The 22,114-nt window shown below is 55.6% G+C and carries 16 protein-coding genes and 1 pseudogene; 6 read left to right on the top strand and 11 right to left on the bottom strand.

Features of this window, described 5'->3' with window-relative positions:
* Positions 1-34: 34 nt before the first annotated feature.
* Genes yidC through rpmH form a run of 4 tightly spaced genes read right to left on the bottom strand, consistent with a single transcriptional unit; the run spans position 35 to position 2,510 of the window.
* A complete protein-coding gene (gene yidC / locus VGC62_RS14000; protein ID WP_331187680.1) occupies positions 35-1,717 on the bottom strand; it encodes a membrane protein insertase YidC in 1,683 nt (560 codons plus the stop codon).
* Positions 1,718-1,719: 2 nt separating this feature from the next.
* A complete protein-coding gene (yidD, locus tag VGC62_RS13995; RefSeq protein ID WP_331187679.1) occupies positions 1,720-1,965 on the bottom strand; it encodes a membrane protein insertion efficiency factor YidD in 246 nt (81 codons plus the stop codon).
* Positions 1,958-2,359, bottom strand: a complete 402-nt coding sequence (gene rnpA, locus VGC62_RS13990; RefSeq protein WP_331187678.1) for a ribonuclease P protein component — start codon at positions 2,357-2,359, stop codon at positions 1,958-1,960. The genes yidD and rnpA overlap by 8 nt, the downstream gene beginning before the upstream one ends.
* A gap of 16 nt (positions 2,360-2,375) precedes the next feature.
* Positions 2,376-2,510 carry a 50S ribosomal protein L34 gene (gene rpmH, locus VGC62_RS13985; protein WP_002551315.1) on the bottom strand — a complete coding sequence of 45 codons (135 nt, stop codon included), beginning with the start codon at positions 2,508-2,510 and terminating at the stop codon, positions 2,376-2,378.
* A gap of 585 nt (positions 2,511-3,095) precedes the next feature.
* Here rpmH and dnaA point away from each other — a divergent pair.
* The 4 genes from dnaA to gyrB are packed head-to-tail and all read left to right on the top strand — an operon-like array spanning position 3,096 to position 9,305.
* Complete coding sequence (dnaA, locus tag VGC62_RS13980; protein WP_331187677.1) at positions 3,096-4,625, top strand: chromosomal replication initiator protein DnaA; 1,530 nt, start codon at positions 3,096-3,098, stop codon at positions 4,623-4,625.
* Between the two features lie 38 nt (positions 4,626-4,663).
* Positions 4,664-5,767, top strand: coding sequence for a DNA polymerase III subunit beta (dnaN, locus tag VGC62_RS13975; protein ID WP_331187676.1), 1,104 nt, complete (start codon positions 4,664-4,666; stop codon positions 5,765-5,767).
* Positions 5,768-5,779: 12 nt separating this feature from the next.
* Entirely contained in the window at positions 5,780-6,883 is a 1,104-nt protein-coding gene (recF, locus tag VGC62_RS13970) for a DNA replication/repair protein RecF (RefSeq protein WP_331187675.1), read from the top strand.
* A 4-nt stretch (positions 6,884-6,887) separates the two neighbouring features.
* Entirely contained in the window at positions 6,888-9,305 is a 2,418-nt protein-coding gene (gene gyrB / locus VGC62_RS13965; RefSeq protein WP_331187674.1) for a DNA topoisomerase (ATP-hydrolyzing) subunit B, read from the top strand.
* Positions 9,306-9,505: 200 nt separating this feature from the next.
* Here the strand turns inward: gyrB and VGC62_RS13960 are convergent, their stop codons facing one another.
* The 6 genes and pseudogenes from VGC62_RS13960 to VGC62_RS13935 all read right to left on the bottom strand — a co-directional run bounded on the left by VGC62_RS13960 (position 9,506) and on the right by VGC62_RS13935 (position 18,792).
* Complete coding sequence (locus VGC62_RS13960) at positions 9,506-11,929, bottom strand: TonB-dependent siderophore receptor (protein WP_331187673.1); 2,424 nt, start codon at positions 11,927-11,929, stop codon at positions 9,506-9,508.
* 98 nt (positions 11,930-12,027) lie between these two features.
* Entirely contained in the window at positions 12,028-12,990 is a 963-nt protein-coding gene (locus VGC62_RS13955; RefSeq protein ID WP_331187672.1) for a FecR domain-containing protein, read from the bottom strand.
* On the bottom strand, positions 12,987-13,493 hold the full coding sequence (locus tag VGC62_RS13950) for a sigma-70 family RNA polymerase sigma factor (RefSeq protein ID WP_331187671.1): 507 nt from the start codon (positions 13,491-13,493) through the stop codon (positions 12,987-12,989). The genes VGC62_RS13955 and VGC62_RS13950 overlap by 4 nt, the downstream gene beginning before the upstream one ends.
* 424 nt (positions 13,494-13,917) lie before the next feature.
* Positions 13,918-16,128 carry a TonB-dependent receptor gene (locus VGC62_RS13945; protein WP_331187670.1) on the bottom strand — a complete coding sequence of 737 codons (2,211 nt, stop codon included), beginning with the start codon at positions 16,126-16,128 and terminating at the stop codon, positions 13,918-13,920.
* A gap of 67 nt (positions 16,129-16,195) precedes the next feature.
* Positions 16,196-18,329, bottom strand: a pseudogene (locus tag VGC62_RS13940) (TonB-dependent copper receptor).
* Positions 18,330-18,429: 100 nt separating this feature from the next.
* A complete protein-coding gene (locus VGC62_RS13935; protein WP_331187694.1) occupies positions 18,430-18,792 on the bottom strand; it encodes a DUF2946 domain-containing protein in 363 nt (120 codons plus the stop codon).
* Between VGC62_RS13935 and VGC62_RS13930 the strand changes: the two genes are divergently transcribed.
* Complete coding sequence (locus VGC62_RS13930) at positions 18,745-19,065, top strand: hypothetical protein (protein WP_331187696.1); 321 nt, start codon at positions 18,745-18,747, stop codon at positions 19,063-19,065. The two genes, VGC62_RS13935 and VGC62_RS13930, sit on opposite strands and share 48 nt — an antisense overlap.
* On the opposite strand, the gene VGC62_RS13925 is transcribed toward VGC62_RS13930, so the two are convergent.
* On the bottom strand, positions 19,053-19,301 hold the full coding sequence (locus tag VGC62_RS13925; protein ID WP_331187669.1) for a hypothetical protein: 249 nt from the start codon (positions 19,299-19,301) through the stop codon (positions 19,053-19,055). The genes VGC62_RS13930 and VGC62_RS13925 overlap by 13 nt on opposite strands.
* A 370-nt stretch (positions 19,302-19,671) precedes the next feature.
* On the opposite strand from VGC62_RS13925, the gene VGC62_RS13920 reads away from it, so the two are divergent.
* Positions 19,672-22,114, top strand: a 2,443-nt coding sequence (locus VGC62_RS13920) for an MGH1-like glycoside hydrolase domain-containing protein (protein WP_331187668.1), incomplete at its 3' end; no start/stop codon positions are given.

Below are 22,114 nucleotides of genomic sequence, written 5' to 3'. Positions count from 1 at the left end.
GGGGGCGTCCTGTAGAACTTATTCACAGGTTAGATCAAGCTTCGGCTTTTTTGGCCTTCGCTTCGATACTACGAGTGATGTACCACTGTTGGGTAATGGACAAGGTGTTGTTCACAACCCAGTACAGAACCAGACCTGCGGGGAACCATAGGAAGAAGAACGTGAAGATAATCGGCATCAGCTTCATGACCTTGGCCTGCATTGGATCCGGAGGCGTTGGGTTCAAGCGCTGCTGAATGAACATGGTTGCGCCCATGATGATCGGCAGAATGAAGAACGGATCCTTGATCGACAAGTCAGTTATCCACAGCAACCATGGCGCCTGACGCATCTCGACGCTTTCCAGCAGTACCCAGTACAGCGACAGGAACACAGGCATTTGTACCAGAATAGGCAAGCATCCACCCAAGGGGTTGATCTTCTCTTTCTTGTACAGCTCCATCATCGACTGCGATAGTTTCTGACGATCGTCGCCGTGTTGTTCTTTCAGGACCGCAAGTTTTGGCGCAACGGCGCGCATGCGCGCCATCGATTTGTAGCTGGCCGCTGACAGAGGGAAGAAAAGCCCTTTTATCAACATGGTCAGGAAGATGATCGACCAACCCCAGTTACCGACGATGCTGTGGATATGTTGCAACAGCCAGAAAATCGGCTGGGCAATGAACCAGAGAATCCCGTAGTCGACAGTCAGTTCCAGGCCAGGGGACAACTCCTTGAGTACAGCCTGGCTTTTTGGGCCGGCGTAAAGAGTGGTGTTGGTCTCAACTTTGGCACCCGGTGCAACGGTCAGTGCAGGACCGGTGAAACCGATAATGTAGTTGCCTTGGCTGTCTTTGCGAGTGGTAACGGTGTTGCTGTCACCGCGGTTCGGAATCCAGGCAGTTACAAAGTAGTGCTGCAACCAGGCGACCCATCCACCTTGTACAGTTTCTTTGACCGACCCCTTGTCGATGTCTTTCATCGACACTTTCTTGTAAGGCTCGGAAGCTGTCCACATTGCGGCGCCGAGGTAAGTCGCGGTGCCGGTGGCTGTGCTGGAGGATGGATCAGAACTGGCATCACGTTTCAGCTGAGCGAACAGATTGCCATTCCAGGGCTGTGCGCTCTGGTTGTCGATCAGGTAAGTCACGGTCAAATCGTACAGGCCACGCTTGAATGTAAAGCGCTTGATGTAATTGACGCCGGCGTCGCTGAATTTCAGATCGACGACCAAGTCATTTTGCCCATCGACCAGTTGATAACTCTTCTGCACGCTGGTGTAGACCGGACGACCCGTCGAGCGAGCATCCGGACCGTCAGCACCCGTCAGGCCGCTTTGTGCCAGGAAGGTACGTTCGCCACCATTGTCGAAAAGCTGAAATGGAATTTCTGGATGGTCCTGACGACGAGGATAAAGCGGCAACCGAAGTTGCACGACATCACCACCAACGGGGTCGATTTCCAGATTAAGGACGTCTGTTTTGACCTGAATGAGATCCTTGCTGATCGCCACTGGCATTTCAGCAGGAGCAGCAACCTCACCCGTTGCACTTGGCACATCAGCGTTTGCTGGCGCTTTTGTGTCTGACGGGATATCCGGTAGCGCGGATGTATTTGTGTTAGCGGCGACATTCTGAGTCGGCAGTGCAGCCTGCCCATAGTCCTGGTTCCATTTCAGGACCAGGACATAGGACACGATTGCCAGGGCGACGATCAGGATCGTGCGTTTAATATCCATGATTACTCGGCCATCGAAGAGGAACGGGAGGTGGGATCTTGTGGAACCGGGTCATAACCACCGGGATTCCACGGATGACAGCGACCTAAGCGACGTAAGGTCTGCCAGCCACCGCGTAATAAACCATGATTATCGATGGCTTCGTACGCGTAGCAGGAGCAGCTGGGGTAGAAACGACAGTGATTGGCCATTAGAGGACTAATGGCATAGCGGTAAAACTGGATCGGAACGAGCGCCAGTTTACGCATCAGGACTGTCTACCCCCGCAGTTTCGGTTGTGGCTTCTGAAGTAGGCCGGCTACGCGCCAGACGTTTCCAGAGCTTGCCGAAGTGCTGAATCAATTCGGGGTTTTCAATGTCACCCAAACCTTTGCGCGCGACTACCACGATATCCCAACCGACCAAATTATCTTGGTGTTGGCGAAACGATTCGCGCATCAGGCGTTTCAAACGATTGCGTTCAACGGAGAGTTTTACGCTCTTTTTCCCGATCACTAACCCTAAACGGGGGTGATCAAGATCGTTGTTACGCACAAGGAGCAGGAGATTTTTCCCCGGAACCTTGCCGGTGGGGGAGTCAAAGACTGCCTTAAAATGCCGGGGTGTCAGCAAACGCTTTTCCCGACTGAAGTCTCGACTCACCACCTGTGCCGATTAATCAAACTGCCAGACGCTTACGGCCCTTGGCGCGACGACGCGACAGGACTGCGCGGCCGTTCTTGGTGGCCATGCGAGCACGGAAACCGTGGGTGCGGGCGCGCTTGATAGTGCTGGGTTGGAAAGTACGTTTCATGGCGTGTTACCTGGTTCGTCCACAACGGGCCGGAATGGCCCCCGTTTTAAGAGACCGGGGATTCTAGAGAAAGCGGGCCCTCAGGTCAATTTCCAACCAGCGTTTCCTGCATTTACTTCTTACCCGTGGGAAATCACCCGTGGTGGACTTGCCCAGGTGAGTCAGGGAATCTAGATATAGAAATAAAGAAGGAGAGTATTTAAAGCTTTTTTGTAAAGCTTATAGAAGCTATACAGCCACTTATCTGTGGATAACGTTATGAGCGCCATGTTTTACGCCATGTACAGAGGAAAGAAAGGTTGTCCAAAAGCGGTGATGTAGCTGTGCTGTGACCTCGGAAAAGCTGTGTGTGGAACGCCTTTTTATCCACAGGTAGTTTATCCACAGAGTTCAACCCCGACTTATGCAACGAGCTGAATGCAAGTTATCCACAGGTCTTATTCGCAGTCCGTCTGTCGACTTTTATCGGCCTAAGATGCTGATTCATGGATGCTCCTCAGTAACCTACATGTGGATAAGTCTGCGTCTGGTCGTTACAATGGTCGCTTGTTTTTGCCTCACCGGCTTTTGACTTAGGGGATGTCCGTGTCAGTGGAACTTTGGCAGCAGTGCGTAGAGCTATTGCGCGATGAACTGCCTGCCCAGCAATTCAACACCTGGATCCGTCCGCTACAGGTCGAAGCCGAAGGCGACGAGTTGCGTGTCTATGCGCCCAATCGGTTTGTGCTTGATTGGGTCAACGAAAAGTATCTGGGCCGTTTGCTTGAGCTTCTCGCAGAGCATGGTCGGGGTCTGGCACCTGCGCTTTCCTTATTAATAGGCAGCAAACGAAGCTCAGCCCCTCGTGCAGCGCCGAATGCCCCATTGGCCGCTGCGGCTGCATCCCAGGCATTGACTGCTAATAGCAACGGTGTGGCTGCGCTAACTGCTCCTGTCACGGTAGCCAGAACTAAGTCTGTGCCGACGCAAAACTCCCTGGACGTTGATGACGAGCCTTCCAGGGCAAGCTTTGATCCAATGGCTGGGGCGAGTTCTCAGCAGGCGCCTGCACGCGCAGAGCAGCGTAATGTTCAGGTTGAAGGTGCGCTCAAGCACACCAGCTACCTGAACCGTACTTTTACGTTCGAAAATTTCGTCGAGGGTAAATCCAACCAATTGGCTCGAGCAGCGGCCTGGCAGGTTGCCGATAACCCCAAGCATGGCTACAACCCACTGTTTTTGTATGGTGGCGTTGGTTTGGGTAAAACCCACTTGATGCATGCGGTGGGTAATCACCTTCTCAAGAAGAACCCGAATGCCAAGGTCGTCTACCTGCACTCAGAGCGTTTCGTGGCTGACATGGTAAAAGCGTTGCAGCTCAATGCGATCAACGAGTTCAAGCGTTTCTATCGCTCAGTTGATGCTCTGCTGATTGACGACATTCAGTTTTTCGCCCGCAAGGAGCGTTCGCAAGAAGAGTTTTTCCACACCTTCAATGCACTGCTTGAGGGAGGTCAGCAGGTTATTCTGACCAGCGACCGCTATCCAAAAGAAATCGAAGGCCTTGAGGAGCGTCTCAAATCGCGTTTTGGCTGGGGCCTGACCGTTGCAGTAGAGCCGCCTGAGCTTGAAACTCGTGTCGCCATCCTGATGAAAAAGGCTGATCAAGCCAAGGTAGATCTGCCTCACGATGCGGCGTTCTTTATTGCACAACGCATTCGCTCTAACGTCCGTGAACTTGAAGGTGCGCTGAAGCGGGTCATCGCGCATTCCCACTTCATGGGGCGCGACATCACCATCGAGCTGATTCGCGAATCGCTCAAGGACTTGTTGGCGTTGCAGGACAAGCTGGTGAGTGTGGATAACATTCAGCGAACGGTCGCTGAGTACTACAAGATCAAGATATCCGACCTCTTGTCGAAACGTCGTTCCAGATCGGTAGCAAGGCCGCGTCAGGTGGCCATGGCGTTGTCCAAAGAACTGACCAACCACAGTCTGCCAGAGATTGGCGATGTGTTTGGTGGACGCGATCACACCACGGTCTTGCACGCCTGCCGCAAGATCAACGAGCTTAAAGAATCCGACGCGGATATTCGCGAGGACTACAAGAACCTGCTGCGTACACTGACTACTTAACGATGCCAACGCAGCTTATCAAGGCAAGGGACTAGACCATGCATTTCACCATTCAACGCGAAGCCCTGTTGAAACCCCTGCAACTGGTCGCAGGCGTTGTAGAACGCCGTCAGACCTTGCCGGTTCTGTCGAACGTTCTCTTGGTTGTCGAGGGCCAACAGTTGTCCTTGACGGGTACTGACCTGGAAGTCGAACTGGTTGGCCGTGTTCAGCTTGAAGAAGCTGCCGAGCCTGGCGAGATCACTGTTCCTGCTCGCAAGTTGATGGACATCTGCAAAAGTCTGCCAAATGACGCGCTGATCGATATCAAGCTCGACGAGCAGAAGCTGATCGTCAAGGCCGGTCGCAGCCGCTTTACCTTGTCGACGTTGCCGGCGAATGATTTCCCGACGGTTGAAGAAGGCCCGGGTTCGCTGACATTCAACCTGAGCCAAAGCAAGCTGCGTCGGTTGATCGAGCGTACCAGTTTTGCGATGGCGCAACAGGACGTTCGCTATTACTTGAACGGCATGCTCCTGGAGGTTCAATCAGGCATCCTGCGTGCCGTGGCAACAGATGGTCATCGCTTGGCGATGTGCTCAATGTCAGCCGAGATAGAGCAAGCTGATCGCCACCAGGTGATTGTGCCGCGCAAAGGTATTCTTGAGCTGGCGCGTTTGCTGACGGAGCAAGATGGTCTGATCAGTATTGTATTGGGTCAGCATCACATTCGCGCGACCACTGGGGAATTTACATTCACCTCGAAGTTGGTTGACGGCAAGTTTCCAGACTACGAACGCGTTCTGCCCAAAGGCGGTGACAAGTTGGTGGTCGGTGATCGCCAGGCACTTCGCGAAGCGTTTAGCCGCACAGCGATTCTGTCCAACGAAAAATACCGTGGTATCCGTTTGCAGCTCGCAAGCGGCCAGTTGAAAATTCAGGCCAACAACCCTGAACAGGAAGAAGCGGAAGAAGAGATTGGCGTCGACTACAACGGAGAATCACTGGAAATCGGTTTCAATGTCAGCTATCTGCTCGATGTGTTGGGGGTGATGACCACCGAACAGGTTCGTTTGATTCTGTCTGACTCCAACAGCAGTGCGTTGGTGCAAGAGTCCGGTAACGATGACTCTGCCTACGTTGTTATGCCGATGCGCCTGTAACAGCAGAACCTGATGTCTCTTAGCCGCGTCTCGGTCACCGGGGTGCGCAATCTGCAACCGGTGACCTTCTCTCCCTCTCCTCGCATCAACATTCTTTATGGCGCCAACGGCAGTGGCAAAACCAGTGTCCTGGAGGCCATTCACTTGCTTGGGCTTGCGCGTTCGTTTCGCAGTGTTCGGCTTTTGCCAGTTATCCAGTACGAGCAACCTGCTTGCACCGTCTTTGGACAAGTTGAATTAGCCCAAGGTGGGCACAGCAGCCTCGGTATTTCGCGAGACCGTCAAGGCGAGTTTCAGATTCGTATAGATGGTCAAAACGCAAAAAGTGCAGCACAGCTGGCTGAGACGTTACCTTTGCAACTGATCAACCCAGACAGCTTTCGATTACTTGAAGGCGCCCCAAAGATTCGTCGCCAGTTCCTGGACTGGGGAGTGTTCCACGTGGAACCTCGATTCATGGGAACCTGGCAGCGTTTGCAGAAGGCTCTGAGGCAGAGAAACTCATGGCTGCGACATGGTACACTTGACGCCGCTTCGCAAGCGGCATGGGACCGGGAGTTATGCCTGGCCAGCGATGAAATCGATGAATTTCGACGAGCGTATATCAAGGCTTTAAAGCCTGTCTTCGAGCAAACTTTGAGCGAATTGGTTCAGCTTGAAGGTTTGACCCTGAGTTACTACCGCGGATGGGATAAAGAAAAAGAGCTGAGCGTAGTGCTGGCTTCTTCTCTCTACCGCGATCAACAGATGGGCCACACACAAGCAGGACCCCAACGAGCTGATTTAAGGCTTCGACTTGGTGGTCATAATGCTGCAGATATTCTTTCGCGTGGGCAGCAGAAATTAGTTGTTTGCGCCCTACGTATCGCTCAAGGCCATTTGGTTAGTCAGGCTCGTCGAGGCCAATGCATTTATCTTGTTGATGACCTGCCTTCAGAGCTCGACGAGAATCACCGCAATGCGCTGTGTCGCTTGCTTGAAGACTTAAACTGCCAGGTTTTTATTACCTGTGTGGACCAGGAATTTTTGAGGGAAGGCTGGCAGACGGAAACGCCAGTTGCTTTGTTCCACGTGGAACAAGGCTGTATCACCCAGACCCACGATCATCGGGAGTGAATGCATGAGCGAAAATCAAACGTACGACTCCTCCAGTATCAAGGTACTGAAAGGTCTAGACGCCGTACGCAAGCGTCCCGGTATGTACATCGGCGATACCGACGATGGCAGCGGTCTTCACCACATGGTATTTGAGGTGGTCGATAACTCGATTGACGAAGCATTGGCTGGCCATTGCGACGACATCAGCATCGTTATCCACCCTGACGAATCCATTACCGTGCGCGACAACGGTCGCGGTATTCCGGTCGATGTGCATAAAGAAGAAGGCGTTTCAGCAGCCGAGGTCATCATGACCGTGCTGCACGCCGGCGGTAAGTTTGACGACAACTCTTACAAAGTCTCTGGCGGCCTGCATGGTGTGGGCGTGTCTGTGGTTAACGCGCTTTCCGAATTGCTGCTGCTGACTGTGCGTCGTAGCGGCAAGATTTGGGAACAAACGTATATACATGGCGTTCCTCAAGAGCCGATGCGTATTGTTGGTGAGAGCGATTCGACAGGTACGGAAATCCATTTCAAACCCTCGCCTGAGACGTTCAAGAATATTCACTTCAGCTGGGATATTTTGGCGAAGCGTATCCGTGAACTGTCTTTCCTCAACTCCGGTGTAGGCATCGTTCTTCGTGACGAGCGCAGCGGCAAAGAGGAGTTGTTCAAGTACGAAGGTGGTTTGCGTGCGTTCGTTGAATATCTCAACACCAACAAGACTCCGGTCAACCAGGTGTTCCACTTCAACGTCCAGCGTGACGATGGCATAGCCGTCGAGATTGCCTTGCAGTGGAACGACAGCTTCAACGAGAACCTGTTGTGTTTCACCAATAACATTCCTCAGCGCGACGGTGGTACTCACCTTGTGGGTTTCCGCTCCGCATTGACGCGTAACCTGAACAACTACATCGAGCAAGAAGGCTTGGCCAAAAAGCACAAAGTCGCCACTACCGGTGATGATGCGCGTGAAGGTCTGACCGCTATTATTTCGGTGAAAGTCCCTGATCCTAAGTTCAGTTCGCAGACCAAAGACAAGCTGGTATCTTCCGAAGTGAAGACTGCGGTCGAACAGGAAATGGGCAAGTACTTCTCGGACTTCTTGTTGGAGAATCCGAACGAAGCCAAGGCAGTTGTTGGCAAGATGATCGACGCCGCCCGTGCTCGCGAAGCAGCGCGTAAAGCGCGTGAGATGACTCGTCGTAAAGGCGCTTTGGATATCGCCGGTCTGCCGGGCAAGCTTGCCGACTGCCAAGAGAAAGACCCTGCGCTTTCTGAACTGTATCTCGTGGAAGGTGACTCTGCTGGCGGCTCCGCCAAGCAGGGGCGTAATCGTAAAACTCAGGCCATCCTGCCACTTAAAGGCAAGATCCTGAACGTTGAAAAAGCCCGCTTCGACAAGATGATTTCTTCGCAAGAAGTCGGCACCTTGATCACGGCTCTGGGCTGCGGGATTGGCCGCGACGAGTACAACATCGACAAGCTGCGCTATCACAACATCATCATCATGACCGATGCTGACGTCGACGGTTCGCACATTCGTACCTTGCTGCTGACCTTCTTCTTCCGTCAATTGCCGGAGTTGGTCGAGCGCGGTTATATCTACATCGCTCAGCCGCCGCTCTACAAGGTGAAGAAAGGCAAACAAGAGCAATACATCAAAGACGACGACGCCATGGAAGAGTACATGACGCAGTCGGCCCTTGAAGATGCGAGTCTGCATCTGAACGAATCGGCACCGGGGATTTCTGGCGAAGCGCTGGAGAAGCTGGTCAACGATTTCCGTATGGTAATGAAGACCCTCAAGCGTCTCTCACGGCTGTACCCGCAGGAGCTGACCGAACACTTCGTGTATCTGCCGCCGGTTACTTTGGAGGAATTGTCGGACCACGCGGGCATGCAACTCTGGCTGTCGAAGTTCGACGCGCGTTTGCGTGTCGGTGAGAAGTCGGGGCTAGTTTACAAGGCCAGCCTGCGTGAAGACCGTGAGCGTGGAGTCTGGCTACCGGAGGTTGAACTCATCTCCCACGGCCTTTCCAATTACGTCACTTTCAACCGCGACTTTTTCGGCAGCAATGATTACAAGACCGTCACCGCCCTTGGTCTACAGATCAGTACGCTGCTGGAAGAAGGTGCCTATGTTCAACGTGGCGAGCGTAAAAAGCCGGTCACTGAGTTCAAGGAAGCTCTCGCTTGGTTGATGGCTGAAAGTACCAAGCGCCACACCATCCAGCGCTATAAAGGTCTGGGTGAAATGAACCCGGATCAACTGTGGGAAACCACAATGGACCCGGCCGTACGCCGCATGCTTAAAGTGACGATCGAAGATGCAATTGGTGCAGACCAAATCTTCAACACGCTGATGGGCGACGCCGTAGAACCGCGCCGTGAGTTCATCGAGAGCAACGCCTTGGCGGTGTCGAACCTGGACTTTTAATGTTCGTGTAGGTTCACAGAAGAGATGAGCATTTTCACAAATTGTTGAACATGTGAAATATTGAAGTGAACAAAAATGCCAACGTTTTTACGTTGGCTTTTTTGTGCGCGATAAAAAAGCCAGGTGGCCCTAGGGCACAGTGTTGATTGCTGAACAGCCTCCAAAGGGACCATTGGCGCCTTGGATTTAAGCGTTGGGCCCTACCAGTTGTAACTCACCGAGCCGGTTACATTCCTGCGATACCCATATTTGCAGCTGTCGCCCGTGTAACCACACTGAGAGACATAGGTTTCGTCGGTGAGGTTGGACGCATTGAGCGCCAGCTTCGCCCCTGCATAGGATGAAGACAGCTTGCCAAGATCGTAGCTCAGGCTGGCGTCAAACAGGGTGTAGTGGGGAATGGCTTCGCTATTTTGCGAGTCGATGTAGCTCGCGCCTACATAGCGGACCCCTCCTCCTATTGCTAAGCCTGACAGCGCACCGCTCTGAATGGTGTATTGCGACCAGAGCGAGGCCAGTTGTTCAGGGGTATTGCCAGGGTGATTGCCTTTTTCATCGGCCGTGTTGCTGCGGGTGATTTCAAGGTGTGCATAGCTGTAGTTGGCAATCAACTCCAGGGCATCGGACAACTGCGCCTTGCTTTCCAGTTCGATACCGCGCGACTGGATCTCTCCAGTCGCGACCGAGAAGCGATTGTTGGCGGGATCGGAAGTCAGTACGTTTTGCCGAGTCAGGTCGAATAGTGAGACGGTCACGTAGTTCTCACTCCCCTTGGGCTGGAACTTGATCCCGACTTCGTACTGGCGGCCGGTTTCGGGTTCGAAGGCACTGCCATCCCGGGCTACCGCCGTGATGTTAGGGAAAAATGACTCGGAATAGCTCGCATAGGGGGCTAAGCCGTTGTCTGCCAGGTACATCACACCGGTTCGCCAAGTGAAGGCGTGATCACGCTGCTTGAGGTCTGCAGCGGTGTCGGTGTTGTAATGGATCGTTTTCGAACGGGCCCAGTCTTGGCGACCGCCCAGGTTGAATACCCAGTGCTCATCAAATTTGAGCTGTTCCGAAAGATACACTCCCGCTTGGTCAAGCTGACGACGCTGATCGATGTCGTAAAAGGCGTCCAGGTCGCTGTAGTCCTGGTGATAGACCGGAGCATAGATATCCAGTGGATCGACCACGTTGCCACCCCCCAACTGGTTGGTACTGGCGTGTTGCAGATCGATACCGAACAACGTCGTGTGTTCGAAGCGGCCGACGTTCCACTGAGCTTGGAAGTGGTTATCGAGCAGCGCATTCTTGACCTTTTCGTGGCCCAGATAACCGAAGCGGCCCACTGTACGTTGATCGTCATCCAGGCCGTATTGGTAAATCGTGCGCTGCTCTTGATAGGAACGGCTGTAACGGGCGTTCTGGCGGAATGTCCAGATATCGTTGAGGTGATGCTCGAACTGATAGCCCAGCGCCCATTGTTCTACGTCGTACTTGTCGAAGTCAGGGTCGCCGACAAAACGATCCGTGGCGATCCGTCCGTAACGCGAGCTGTCGAGGGTACCCACTCGTGGCAAAGCATAGTAGCCCAGCACATTACGGTCTTTTTGAAACGACGCTAGAACCGTCAGCGAGGTGTCTTCCGAGGGGCGCCAACTGATCGCCGGGGCGATGAATTGACGGTCATCACGTGCGTAGTCGGTTTGCGTATCGCTCTCTCGCCACAGCCCGGTAAGACGATAAGTCAAGACGCCATCATCGGTGAGCGGTCCACCGAAGTCCGCGGCCAATTGCTTGCGATCAAAACTGCCTGCTTGCACTACCAGTTCATGAAGCGGCTCATCGGTGGGACGCTTGCTGATCACGTTGACCATGCCACCCGGCGAGCTTTGACCATAGAGCACCGACGACGGTCCGCGCAGCACTTCCACTCGCTCCAGTCCATACACTTCGCCAACGGCGCGGCTCTGATTGGCAAAACTGTACTGGCGCAGGCCATCGCGATAAATGCCACCGCCAGTGGTGGCGTCAAAGCCACGAATATTAATAGTATCGCGCCGGGTATCGACGCCGTTGGCTTCACCATTGACCCCCGCCGTATAGCGCAACACCTGCCCGATGCTTTGTGGCTGCTGAGCGTCGATTTGCTTGCGGGTGACTACGCTGATTGATTGGGGCGTTTCCATGATCGACGTATCGGTCTTGTTAGCACTCATGGTTCGGCTGGCGACCAAGCCATCGTTACGACCCAGCGAGGTATCGTACGCGGTGCCACTGATTGCGGTCGGCGTCAACTCCACCACGTCGCTGTTGCTCGGCACCAGCAGTAGGCTACCGTCGTCCTGGCGTACAAAGCCTAGGCCTGAGCCTTGCAAGAGCCTTGTCAGACCGGCTTCAGTACTGAAATCGCCTTGCAGTCCCTGGGTATTCTTGCCAGCCGTCAGCGTTGAACTGCCCGCCATGCTGATCCCGGCCTGTGCGCCAAAACGTGACAGCGCAGAATCCAGGGGGCCAGCGTCGATGCTGTAATGCTGCCAACTATCAGCGGCAAAAACGGGAAGGCTGCAAAGCGGTTGCGCGCTGAGCAACAACAGTCCAAGCGTACGGGCACGCAGGGCGCGGGAAGGTGAAGTCATACGGGGCTCCTAAGGGGTTAAAACCCACCTCTGGCGGGTGGGTGATCCCTATAGGCCAAGCGAGTTTGAAAAAACTATCGCGCAGCGGAAAAAATAATTCAGGCGGGCACGACCGAGACCCAATACCGGGTCATGCGCTCGATACGCACCGGCAGTGTGCGAGCCACCAGCGTCAACGCTGCATCGGTGTCATCCAGCGAAAAACTGCCCGTCAGGCGTAACCCCGACACCTGTTCATGGCAACGCAAAATACCGGGGCGGTAACGCGAGAGTTCGGCCACCAAGGCATCCAGGCGCAGACGATTCGCCGGCAGAATTCCGCGCAACCAAGCCTGGGTGACCAGCAGATCGGCGCGGTTCGGCATGCCGATACCGAAGCGATCCACTCGCACTTGCCATCCAGCCTCAAATGAGGATGACGCTTGTTGGCCTCGTGAGCTCACCTGCACCTTGCCTCCCAGCACGGTCACCTGCGTGCCCTGCCGATCATGGCGCACTTGCACATTTGCCTCGCGACTCAGCAGGATCGCGTCCGGGGTGATCAGTTGCAGCGGGCGCGATTCTGCCCGCACATTCAGGGCCAGCTCGCCCTCGATCATTTGGATGCGACGTACCCGATCAGTAAAATCCAGGTTCACGGCGCTCGCCGTGTTCAGCCATAGCGAGCTGCCATCCACCAGTGTCCACTGGCGGCGCTCACCGGTTGCTGTGCGGTGGTTCGCCAGTGCAGCGCGCAGAGGTATGGAACCCGCGCCTTGCCAGGCGACACCGCCAACCGCACCAAGGACCAACAGGCGCTTGAGTACCTGCCGACGTCGCTGCATGTCCGGCCCGGCCGACTCCAGCGCCCTGCGCGCGGTGGCATCGCGCAAAAGATTGGCTCCAGGCTGCTGCAACAGCGGCAAGCTGGCAACACGTTGCCAAGCATGTTCATGCTCATCGCTCGCCTCGCGCCAGCGCTGCAATGCCTCCAGGTCAGGCGCGCTCATAAGGCCGGACTGCATTCTGACAAGCCAATCAATGGCGATATCGCGCACCTGCGGATTAACGGCGGCCCTCATTCGAAACGGCTCGCATAGCAAACGCTGAACGCTTTGCCCATGGCTCTTTGCACTTGAGCCACAGTCAGCCCCAACTGTGCGGCGATCTGCGGGTAAGTCAGGCCGTCGAGCTGAGACATAAAGAAAATCTGCCGTACGCGCACCGAAAGGCCAATCAGCAGCGAGTCGAGTTGTAACAAGGTTTCGATCACCAAATACCGATCCTCGAGCGACGACGCCACCCCTTCGGGCCGAGCAGCCAACGCTTCAAGATAAGCCCGCTCGATCTCCTGACGGCGCCAGCGATTGATCAGCAGTCCATTGGCAATCGCCGCGAGAAACGCCATGGGCTGGCGCAACTCGCGCACCTGCTGAGGGGAGCGCAGGACACGGATGAACGTGTCGTGGGCCAGATCCTCGGCATCGGCCCTGTGCCCCAATCGCCGGTGTAGCCAGCCCTGTAGCCAGCCATGATGATTCTCGTACAACTGTTCGATGGGCGATGTGGGAGTGGCGTCCTGCATGAGGGGCTCACAAGGCATGAATGATAATGCTTCTCATCGTATTGTTCGAGCGGGTGGTTGTACAGTGTTTACGGCGGTTTGGTGCAGTAGAGCGCTCCGCAAACATTCTGAACGTCTTTTAAATTGCCCAGACCGAGTTAATTCTGACCAGACAACGAGTCTTACGGTCTCTAACACAGCTCCCTGGCGGCCCAGACAAAGATCAAATCACGTGAACGAAAGCGTAAGGAAGATGATGGTGCCGAGGACGAGGTTAAGTCTTTCTGCTTGGACGGATCTATTCTGAGAAACGAGTAGGTTTTCTCGATATCAATCGAGCGGCTGTTCGATGCATGGTGGTTCCCGCGCGAGAAGAAAAATACAGGTAGGCCGGCCGCGTGGCAGCGGGGCAGGAAATACCGCCCCGCTGCTCTTGATCAGCCGATTAAAACTTGAACGTCACACCCAGTTCGGCGCTTCGGGGTGTGCCGATATACACCTGCGTGGAAGAGTATCCGGAATACTCTCCATAAAATTCGTTCGTCAGGTTGCGCCCGCGCAGCGTCAGCGTTGCGTTCTTCATCTCGTAGGCAATCGAGGCATCGAGCGTGGTATGACCTCGCACAAAGTAGGTATTGGCCGTGTCGGTATAGAAACCGCTGGCGTGTTTGGCGAAAGCGCCCAATGTGACGGGCAGACTGTTGAGTTTATAGAGTGCGCTGGCGTTGACCGTGGTGTGCGGCACGTTGATCGGATGGTTGCCGGAGCGGTCAGCCCCGCCCGCCTCTACCAGGTCGTCATACCGTGCATCCACCAACGAGGCGCCCACGTCCACTTGCAGTTGCGAGGTCAATTTCGTTGAGGTGCTGAGCTCTATGCCACGCGACGTCTGCTGGCCGCCTTGCACGGTGAGGGTCGAGTCGTTCGGATCGCGAGTCAGGATGTCGTTCAACTCGATCCAATACAGCGAGCCCAGCACCGTCGTCGCCCCGTCGAATGCCGTAGCCTTGAAACCGACTTCAACGGATTTGCCTTTGGACAAATCGAAGTCGCCGTTGGCGGACGAGATCAGCAGCAACGACGAAACCGGCGTCACGGCGGTCGAGTATTGCGCATACAACTGCACTTCGGGCGTCAGGTTATAGATCGTACCCACGCGCCAGGAAAATGGATCATAGGTGGGATGAAACGCCTGCTCGGTGCCCAGATTAATGTCGGTCACAGTGCGTCGCAGATTGATGTCTTCATAGCGAGCGCCTGCCACCCACAACCAGTCAGGTGTCAGATTGAACGCGTCCTCGGCAAACACCGCCACGTTGTCCATGTTCGACTGATAAACAATGTTCTTGCCCGCGCCCGGCCAGTTGCTGTTGGCGCTTGAAGGGAACGTGCCCACCACCGGATTGATTGGATCGACCGCCGTGGTCGTGCCGTTTTGCCGGGGGTTGTTGAGGTCGGTGTAGCTGTATTCACCACCCAGGGTGAAACGGTTACGAAACCCGCCGATCAGCGAATCGTTATTGGCGCTCAGACGCTCGCTCCAAAACTGCTGATCGTGGGTGATGCGCTGTACGGTTCGGTTGAGCTTTGCAGTAGTCGCACTGTAGGTCTGTTCGCCGGACAGAAAAAACTCGCGCCGAGCCGTGTAATAGCTCATGACATTGTTGAGGCTCCAATCGGGATTCAACTGGTAGTCAGTGGTCCAGCGCACCATGTTGCTGCGTGCGCCGGAATGAGCGCCGTCAGGGTTGTAGTTGGTGTCGCGTGCAGACTTGTCGATCACCAGCCCATAGGGGTTGTTGACGATGGAACTGGGGTTCTTCGCAGCGGACGCGGCCACCAGGGGTGACCCTTGGTAGCTGGAGTCGTACTGATCGTCGAAGTGGTCAAAGGCGAACAACATCGACAGATCGTCGTTGGGTTTATAGAGCAAGCTGGTGGTGATACCGAGTGCGGTGGTGTTCTGGTCATCGACGTCGTAGAGGCTGTCGGACTGGGTGTAGCTGACATCCGCACGCACCGCGACGGTATCGCTCAGCGGCTGATTAACGCCGATGGCGCTGCGTTGGGTGCCGAAGCTCCCGTAGCTGAGCATACCGTCCAGATGCTGACCGTCGAGACTGGCCTTGCGCGTGATCATGTTCACCGCCCCGCCCAAGGCCCCTTCCCCATAAAGCACCGAGGATGGGCCTTTTAGAACTTCGATTTTTTCGAAGTTCCAGGTGTCCACGTCGCGGGTGACGATGGTCGATGCAGCCACTCGTACGCCATCTTGCAACACGTTGATGGTGTTGCCGCTGAAACCGCGCATCGACAACACTGCCGGGTTACCTGGGACATTGCCCACCGTGGCGCCGGTGATGTCCGAAAACGCCTCCTTGGTCGTGCGCAGGCCTTTGACCTGCATGTCCTGTTGGGTTTTGGTTTCGACTGTTGCCGGTGTTTCTCGGGCCGTGAGCCCCAACCGACTGCCGGTTGAATTCTGGCTTTCAAGGTGCAAGGGGTCCTCGACCTCGGACAGTGCATCACCCGTGACTTGCAGGGGCGCGAGGTTCACCGTTTGTTCAGCAGTAGAAGCCTCTTGAGCCAGTACGTATTTTGAAAAAAATGGCAGCAGCAGTAACAAGGGCAAACGCCGTTTAAAGACTAAAGACATGACTATCTCGATAAAGAGTGAACGCGTGGAGCAACGGCCCTGGTGCTAATGCCCAGGGCTGCGGTTGCTAGAAGCTGAAGTCGACTTTGGTCCACAGGGTTCGGCCAGGCTCGTTGAGCGCCCTGTCCCCCGGGAAGCCAAAACCTGCATCGCCCGCCAGGTTCAGGTGCTCGGCATAGTTCTTGTCGAATAAATTGTCGACCCCGGCACTGACCTTGAACTGCTTGCTCAGCTTGTAGCTGCCATTGAACGAGAACACGCCAAAACCTGCGCTCTTGCCAAAGTCCTGGCCTACGACGTTACCCTTCCCTTCGGCCACTCGGTTTTGCGCTGCGACCACCCGCCATAACGCACCGACACTCCAGAGGTCTTGCTCGTAAGTCAGCCCGAGTTTGCTTTCCAGTGGCGGCATCTGCGGCAACGCCTGACCATCGGAGCTGTTCTTGCCCCAGGCGTAAGCCAGCGTGGCGTCGGTCTTCCAGTTCGGGCTCAAGCGATAAGCGAAGCCCAGTTCGCCCCCCATGATTCGGGCATCGACGTTCTCGGTGCGAGAGCTGCTCGTGCCCATCATGTCGGTGCTGTAGTCAAACAGAATGAAATCGCGGACTTGCCCCACATAACCCGACGCCCAGGCTTGCAGGTCTGCGCCGTTGTATTGAGCACCGAAGTCCAACTGGGTGGTTTTCTCAGGTTTCACACCGTCGAACGCATTGCGCGAACCGGTTGGCCCGCTGTCACCGGAAAACAACTCCCAGTAATCGGGAAAGCGCTGCACATGGCCGACACCGGCGTACAAAGTCGTCGGCGAATCTGCCAGATCGTATTCATAGCGAGCAAAACCACTGGGTAATGTGTCTGCACGGGTGTCGTTGGCCGTGGGATTGGGCGTGCTTGTGGTCATGCTGCTGATGGACTGCCGATAGTCCTTGGCCGAGGCTCGATCCAGCCGTGCGCCGGAGACGATACGACTGCGCTCGGCCGCGTACCAGGTCATTTCGGCGAAGGCGCCGTAGTTGTGCTCGACGGCATCCTTGCTCCAGGCAAACGCATCTGTATCGGTGTAGAGGTCGGTCATCATGTTGTAGGTGGAATTACGCATCGCGATGCTCGCTGCGCAGGGCATCAACACCGGTGACCAACTCGACGTCCTGCCATTTCCACGTCGCGGCAATACGCCCGCCTACGGTACGCCGATCAACTTGCGACGCCATCGGCATGGCCATCATGCTGCTTGGGTCTGGGGTGCGCAGCCGGAAGTTGTCCATGATGTGGTCGGCGTAGTTGTAGTAGACCTGCGCTTCGAATTTATCCAGCACCCTACCGATGTTGCGTTTTTCGAACTTCAAACCGAGGCTCTCGCGCTCCAACTGCGAACTGTCCATCCCTCGACCGCCAAGGCGCGCCTCGCCGTTGCCTTTACCCGCTGTCAGCTCGACCAACGTATCGGCATCCGGTGTCCAGCCCAACGCGACATCGCCGTTCCATTTATCCCAACGCGATGGAACCGTGTTGCCGTGGCCATCTTTATAGTCGTCGGCCTGCGCTTGATTGCCGACAGCCCGTATATAGCCTTGCGGGCCACCTACTGCGCCATCGAGCACTTTGTCGAATCGGCCATTGGAACCCACCAGGACGCTGCCGTTGAGGCGGCTGCCCAGCTCACCGAAATGTTCCGGCTCACGTTCGAACAACACGGTGCCCGCTGAAGCGCCAGGGCCCCACTGCACGGTTTGCGGGCCTTTGATGACGGTCAGTTTGTCGAAGGTTTCGGGGGCAATGTAGGAGCTGGGCGCATCCATGCGAAACGGACAAGCCCCTAGCATCAGGCCACCGTTGGTGCGCAAATTGAGACGCGAACCGAACATCCCGCGCAGCACCGGATCGCCGTTGGACCCGCCGCTGCGAATGGCCGAGAAGCCAGGAATGGTTTTCAGGTAATCGGTGCCGTCGCTGGCAGGAACCGGCTGACGGGCGTCTTTGGGATTGGTGACAATGGTCAGGGGCGAGCTTTGCTGTACCGCTGTGATCACCAGCGGGGATAACCCCAGCGGGGGTTGTTGCGGATCGGCATTGTCTTCCTGCGCCGGTGCGGCCTGCGTCATGACGGGCAATGCCAGCCCCAGAAACATGCAAAAGGCACGGCGCCAACGCAGGCGCATCAGATCAAGGTGAAACAGCGGCTCGTTATTGATCGAGTACATGGGATCTTCCGATGAAAGTCAGGTGGGCCCAACGCACACATGCTCACCCCGCATCAACGGACTCAACGGTACGTCGATGTTGGGTTTTGGCGGTGCGCGTTCAGCAAAAAGTTGCGATGACGTTCAACGGTTGAGTCGGTGGCGCTCGGCTTCGCGCACCCGGGAAGACAGGCGGTGCGGCCTGTTCGGGGATGAACTGGATGGCGAGAAACTGCGCTGGAGGAACCCCCAGCGCAGTGATAAGCAGGTTTGATTGCGCCAGTGGCGGATGTTGGAACAAGAGCGAGCAATAGCCGCACTTTTCCCAAATGATCAGATCATCGTGTTGGTCGGCCGAGGCGTGATGGGACATCTGGCTCATGCCAGGCATCTCGTCGCACGCCATGCCTGCCATGCTCATGGGCTGATTCATGCCATGGGCAAGGCTGATCCCCTGGCTGACCAAAGGGCCGACAAAGATCATCAGCATGGCGAACAGCCCAAGCCATGCTCCGATGAGCGGCCTGTTACGCATTACCTGAGCACCGCCCGGCCAGGCGAGCGTGGACGCGCCGGTGAGTTAAGCATCGGCATGCAGCACATCGTGCGCTGCGTTTACAGTTGGTTCGGACATGGCATCCACCACGGTTTTATGCGCATGCGCTACGAACTCGTCAGTGGCGCAAGCAGTCAGGTTTCAGGATTGTGGGTGTGTTCGTCAGACGAGCACATGCAGCCCATCAATCAAGGCGCCTGAGGTATCAGTCCGGGAAGAGCAAGGCGGGGCGTTCGTGGGTAGAACGTGTAAGCGGTGTGCAGTCGGATTCGGGATGTGCGTATCAGCCAGCCAAAACCGATAAAAAAAATCAAGGACAGCGCGAGTGTGCCAGCAAACGCACAATCGCTCATCGACAGCTTCATGATCAGCGAGTGATCACTCTTGCCAGACATGTCCATGGCGGCCGAAGCCTCAGGATTATCACCGCAATCCATGGTCGGCGCGGCACCTGAGAATGCTCCCAGCATTTGTCCGTGACCGATACTGCATGCGAGCCCATTGAACAGGATGAAGCCGTAAAGCATCCAGGCAATGAGCGATCGGTGAGTTCGGACAAAATTCATCAGCGGAATTTAGCATCGTTGGCGGTGGGAGGACACCGCGTAGCCATCGCTTTGCCATTTGGCGACAGTATGCGGCTCGCAAAAAGCCCCGGCAGCACTGCGATCTGAGAAGGGTGCGACAAAACCGCACACCATTGAGCTGCACTCGATAGGCTTTGCTTCTGGATCGCGGCCTATGAATTCCTTTTAACAATAAGACGGCTCTACACTGCTGGACGTCCAACTCATGCTGGAAGTGAAGATGACTGTCGATGCAAATCCGAAGACTCTCCTTGAAACGGTTGAAGGCCTGCGCCTCGCCGAACAAGATGCAGCCCAATGGCGGGAATGGGGGCCCTACCTAAGTGATCGGCAGTGGGGAACCGTCAGGGAGGACTACAGTGCTGATGGCAATGCGTGGGATTACTTTCCCCATGACCATGCACGCAGCCGCGCGTATCGCTGGGGTGAAGACGGTTTGGCGGGGTTCTCTGACCAATCGCAGCATTGGTGCCTGGGGCTGGGGTTATGGAACGGGCACGACGCAATTCTGAAAGACCGGCTATTCGGCCTAAACAATGCCGAAGGCAATCATGGCGAGGACGTGAAGGAGTTGTACTTTCATGTTGATGGCGTCCCCAGCCATGCCTACATGCGCATGCTCTACAAATATCCACACGCCGCTTTCCCTTACGACGACCTGGTGACCGAGAACGCGCGACGCGGTTTGGAAGATCCCGAGTACGAGATCCTCGATACCGGGGTGTTCAACGACAATCATTATTTCGACGTCACTATCGAATACGCCAAGCACACCCCGGATGACATATTCATGCGGGTGACGGTGGTCAACCGATCGGAGCGTTGCGCCCAACTGCATGTCCTGCCGCACCTATGGGCAAGGAACACCTGGAGTTCGGGGCGCGATGCCCAGCGCCCTACTCTGCGGCTGGATGGCGAAACGGTAAAAGCGCGCCACCCGCAATTACCGGATAAGCAAGCAACCGCGTGGGGACGGCAGCCCTGTGAGTGGTTGTTTTGCGAGAATGAAACCAACAGTCCCAAGCTCTTCGACATACCTGCAAATGGTCCATTCAAAGATGGAATCAACGATTACCTTGTCGACGCCAATCCGGGCGCTATCCGCCACGATGCTGGCACTCGTGGAGCCGCACATTTCGTGATGCAGTTGGCGGGATACGCCAGTGACATGGTGTATCTACGGTTTGCGCCAGCGGGCGCAAAACAGATCAATGCCCGCGAGTTATTCAAGACACGGCTCAAAGAGGCGGACGACTATTACGACGCCCTACAGCGCGGCATGCAGGATGCCGACGCCCGTAATGTGCAGCGTCAGGCGTTGGCCGGATTGCTGTGGTCCAAGCAGCTCTATTATTTCGACGTGAAGGCTTGGCTTGAAGGTGATCCCAATCAGGGACCATTGCCGCAGGGACGGGCAAAAATCCGTAACAGCCAGTGGCAACACCTGTGCAATTTCGACATCGTTTCGATGCCGGACAAATGGGAATACCCTTGGTACGCGTCCTGGGACCTGGCTTTTCAGGCGGTTGCTTTTGCGCTCATTGACCCGGACTTTGCCAAAGATCAGCTGCTGCTGTTGATCAAAGACCGCTTCATGCACCCCAATGGTCAACTACCCGCATACGAATGGCGCTTCGACGACGCCAACCCGCCCGTCCATGCGTGGGCGACATGGCGCGTGTATCAGATGGAAAAGGCACTCAAAGGTGAAGGCGATGCGGACTTTCTCGAACGAGTTTTCCACAAGCTGCTGCTGAATTTTTCCTGGTGGGTTAACCGCAAGGACGCCGAAGGCCACAACATCTTTCAGGGTGGCTTTCTCGGGCTCGACAACATTGCGCTGTTTGATCGGTCCACCGCCATGGCGCCGGGCTACCAACTCGACCAGGTTGACGGCACGGCATGGGTGGCTGGCTACGCGCTGGACCTCATGCGCATCGCGTTGGAGCTGGCAAAACGTAATGAGGTCTATGTAGACATTTCGGTCAAGTTTTTCGAGCATTTCCTTTACATAGCTGGCGCGATCAACCAGGTTGGCAAAGACGTTGACGGTCTTTGGGACGATGAAGACAGCTTCTTCTATGACGTGGTGCATCGTCCCGATGGTTCCAGAGAACCGGTGCGCTTGAGGTCTATCGTCGGACTGATTCCACTGTTCGCCGTGCGCGTGCTGGAGCAGCGCGAACACGAGGTCCTCAAAGGGTTGCGAGAGCGCTTGCTCGGCTTCTTGCACCATCGTCCTGACTTGGCCTTGTTGGTCTCGCGCTGGACCGAGCCGGGCAAGGGCAACCGCTTGTTGCTGGCTCTGTTACGGGGTCAGCGGACCAAGGATTTGCTCAAGCGCATGCTCGATGAAAGTGAATTTCTGTCCGAGTTTGGTATTCGCTCCGTGTCCAAGATTTACGGCGCGCAGCCGTTCAGCATGCACATCAATGGCAACCAGCTGTGTGCAGATTACGAGCCTGCGGAGTCGGAATCTCGGTTGTTTGGCGGCAACTCCAATTGGCGCGGAGCGATCTGCATGCCCCTTAACTACATGCTGATCGAGTCGCTACGTGAGTTTCATCGTTACTACGGTGAGCATTTTTCCGTGGAATACCCCAGTGACTCGGGGTATCTGGCATCTTTGGACGAAGTGGCTGAGGGATTGAGTCAGCGAGTCT

The organism is Pseudomonas sp., assembly GCF_036404235.1.
Classification (GTDB): domain Bacteria; phylum Pseudomonadota; class Gammaproteobacteria; order Pseudomonadales; family Pseudomonadaceae; genus Aquipseudomonas.
Note: the sequence above shows the minus strand (reverse complement) of the source record. Positions and strands in the feature narration are given on the sequence as shown.